Genomic DNA, 3016 nt, shown 5'->3' with positions numbered 1-3016 from the left:
GGAATTCAAGGGAAATAAAAATTTATAATTATTGTCAGCTAAGGTAAAATGGGTGAGTTAGAAATCCACCAGCACGTCAAATTATTCCAAGATGGCTCAAAAAGCGGCAACCCTAGAAATTTCGGAATTAATGCAATTTTTACGTCAAGAATTACATGATTTACCCGATGAGAGGAAACCTGGAAATAATACAAAATATCAGGTAGAAGATGCCGTGATGACTGCATTTTCAGTCTTTTTTACTCAGTCGCTGTCTGTTTTAGACCATCAACGTTTAATGAAAAGCAATAAGGGAAAAGATAATGCTGAAAGTTTATTTTCAATTGAAAAAATTCCTGGGGATAATCAAATAAGAAATCTGTTAGATGCAGTGCCAGCCTCTACTGTCTCTGGGACTGTTCAAAAAGTCTATCAATGGTTAAAGGAAAAGGGAGTTTTGAAAAAGTTTCTCTACTTAGATGGAGAAATTTTAGTGGCATTAGATGGCACAGAATATTTCTCATCTAAGAAAATTAATTGCCCTCATTGTAATTGTCGTAATCATCGAAAGGGAACTACAACTTATTTTCATGGCTGTGTCACACCTAGGGTGGTTTCTCCTAATCAAAAACAAGTAATTAATTTAGAGCCAGAATTCATTAAAAAAACAAGATGGGCATCAAAAACAAGACTGTGAAAATGCGGCCGTTAAAAGATGGTTAAATAAGAATCATAACTTCTGTTTAGACTAATTTGCAGCCCAAATTGGCACAGCTAGGGATAAAAGACTGAGAAAGAGATAAAAAGCAGGATGAAGGATTAAGATGCGGTCTTTTTCGATTTAGGCGGGGCAGAATAGCGTTTTTTGACCGTAGGATAAGGGATTTTTGGAGTCCGTTTTTTGCCTTTAGGCCAGCCCTGGGATTTTCCTCGGGTTTTGGGGAAACAGGCGGGTGTACCAATCACCGCTAAAATTGCCCCAAAACCCTGAGCGACCCTTCCAGGAGTCAGAGAGTTTTGTGGAAGAGGCTTCTGCCAAGGTAAAGGATTATCTTGTACTATCTCACGAGCCAGCCATAACTACCAAGTCAGTAGAGGCATCAAATCGCGACCAGATTGCCCTTGTTCGGGATTTGAAAGTTTGGGTAAAGTCCAGTGTAATCTTTGCGAGTGCGAAGCGATTCGAGTGATCGATGTTAATGGGACTTAGGCGTTTTCGGTCAGCAAAAAAGGCTCAAACCATTACGGGACAAAGGGTTAACCTCGATTTATGATTTTCCTTGATATATCTGGGTTTCAGCGATTTTGGGCTTCTCGAAGTAAATCCCAAGCGGGGATTGGAGTTGAGGCTTTTATCGATTTGTTTTTTGTCTAAGTCCCATTATGTGGACTTCGGTGGAATTATAGAGGAAGAAGGCACATTCTGTGGCTATACCATTCCGACCCGTCTGCGGATTGGATGGTACTTTGGCACTGAGCGGTTTGAGTCAGAGGGTGAGTTTTTCCGAGTCACGATTGATGATGCAATCTATCGGTAGAACGATCGGACATCAATAAAGAAATTACAGCCAACTTTGTAGAATGAAGTACAGCCAAAGTAAGGAGGGACTACGGGTGTGTGGCAAGTGATATGGAATACTGTGCTATCGGAATTCTCCGAGATCACCGATGTGGCTCAAATTATCCGCATCATTTTACGTTTCTTGCTTGCGGCGATCCTTGGTGGTCTACTGGGGTACGATCGGGAGATCAAGGGCAAGGCGGCAGGGTTGCGAACGCATATGCTGGTTTCTTTCGGGGCAGCACTCTTCGTCCTCATTCCTCAACAATCTGGGGCATCGATCGCAGATTTAACTCGTGTGTTGCAGGGCTTGATCGCTGGGGTGGGATTCCTTGGGGCCGGATCGATCATTATAGGAAGGCACCAAGAGGAGGCTAAGGGGATGACCACGGCGGCGGGCATATGGCTAACGGCGGCCATCGGCGTAGCGGCAGGGATGGGGCGAGAAGCGACGGCCATTCTCAGCACTCTCTTAGCCTTGGGAATCTTATCCTTAATTCCCAAGGTCGAACGGTTGTTTGAACGCCGTGGAAGGAGGAGTTAAACGGGGTCGGAGTATTCGGGCGGATAGGGGTTGAAGATGTACAAGTAGTTCATACCCGCGTTAAACTGCATATCTTGCCCCATGCCGTTGGAGCCCAAAGATGATCAAAATTTCCGTTGATTCACAGGTGTCGTTTTCTCGACCCTTGGTTTATGTCACCTATCGGGACAAGCTGATGGAGTTGGGGCCGTATCTGCCCAATGTGCGATCGCTGCAACTCAAGTCTCGCCAGGAAGCGGAGCGACTGGTGCGACTGGTGCTGGAGTGGCATGGGGGTGGGGACATCCCAGCCGCTGCTCGGGCACTTTTGAGTGAAGAACTGTTCACTTGGACGGAATACGATATCTGGGACAACAATGAGTTTACTGTAGACTGGCAAATTGAAACCCATGCCTACCGAGAGGCGGTGTTTTGCGCTGGCAAGAACCGCTTTCTGGATCGAGGCAATTGCACATTGGTCGAAAGCCGAGTCGAAGTGAGGATTGACCTCAGCGCAGTTCACAGTGTGCCACCCTTCTTGCTCAGTCGCTTAGTTCACCTAGTCGAAGAGCTTCTGGCCAAAAAGATTGAACCGAATCTGGTGCAGATGGGACAGAGTGTGCAGAAATATCTGGAGCAAACGCAGAAAACCCAGTAACGCCAGGAAAGGGATAGACTATGGGGTAGCGATCTGGAAGTAGTGGTGAGTCGAATTGCTTATTTAGGGTTTGCTGAAAAAGTTTGTTGGTGGGGTTAGGAGTCGGTCGTCGGTCGTCAATAGCCGGTCGTTTCAGGCTTTGTTGCCCTCTTTTTTTGTACTGGTTTATGTACTACAAGAAGGATAATGCAAGGTTTTTGAATGTCCCAATCCTATTTTCGCAGCATGAACATCGGATTTTAACAGGTCAAAAGCCTTATTTTAAAAGGGTTTTACCATTATTCAGCAAGCCCTA

3 protein-coding genes and 2 pseudogenes are annotated in these 3016 nt (G+C 45.3%); 4 read left to right on the top strand and 1 reads right to left on the bottom strand.

Going from position 1 to position 3016, the window contains the following annotated elements; all coding sequences use genetic code 11:
- Window positions 1-91: 91 nt before the first annotated feature.
- Window positions 92-713: pseudogene (locus O9290_RS04820) on the top strand (ISNCY family transposase); the annotation flags it as partial.
- 85 nt (window positions 714-798) lie between these two features.
- Here O9290_RS04820 and O9290_RS04815 read toward each other — a convergent pair.
- A pseudogene (locus O9290_RS04815) lies at window positions 799-1174 on the bottom strand (NF041680 family putative transposase); the annotation flags it as partial.
- A 172-nt stretch (window positions 1175-1346) separates the two neighbouring features.
- On the opposite strand from O9290_RS04815, the gene O9290_RS04810 reads away from it, so the two are divergent.
- The 3 genes from O9290_RS04810 (at window position 1347) to O9290_RS04800 (ending at window position 2721) form a co-directional block, all read left to right on the top strand.
- A complete protein-coding gene (locus O9290_RS04810; RefSeq protein WP_155120367.1) occupies window positions 1347-1517 on the top strand; it encodes a hypothetical protein in 171 nt (56 codons plus the stop codon).
- A 78-nt stretch (window positions 1518-1595) separates the two neighbouring features.
- Entirely contained in the window at window positions 1596-2084 is a 489-nt protein-coding gene (locus O9290_RS04805; protein WP_004159254.1) for an MgtC/SapB family protein, read from the top strand.
- A gap of 100 nt (window positions 2085-2184) precedes the next feature.
- On the top strand, window positions 2185-2721 hold the full coding sequence (locus O9290_RS04800) for a hypothetical protein (protein ID WP_288059120.1): 537 nt from the start codon (window positions 2185-2187) through the stop codon (window positions 2719-2721).
- Window positions 2722-3016 lie beyond the last annotated feature (295 nt).

The organism is Microcystis sp. LE19-41.2A, assembly GCF_027530405.1.
Lineage (GTDB): Bacteria > Cyanobacteriota > Cyanobacteriia > Cyanobacteriales > Microcystaceae > Microcystis > Microcystis aeruginosa.
The sequence above is the reverse complement of the archived record's forward strand: the minus strand, read 5'-3'. Positions and strand labels throughout refer to the sequence as shown.

Bases quoted from the DNA above. Each gene is read 5' to 3' on its own strand.
- O9290_RS04800 (WP_288059120.1), top strand. From the start codon at position 2,185: ATGATCAAAATTTCCGTTGATTCACAGGTGTCGTTTTCTCGACCCTTG.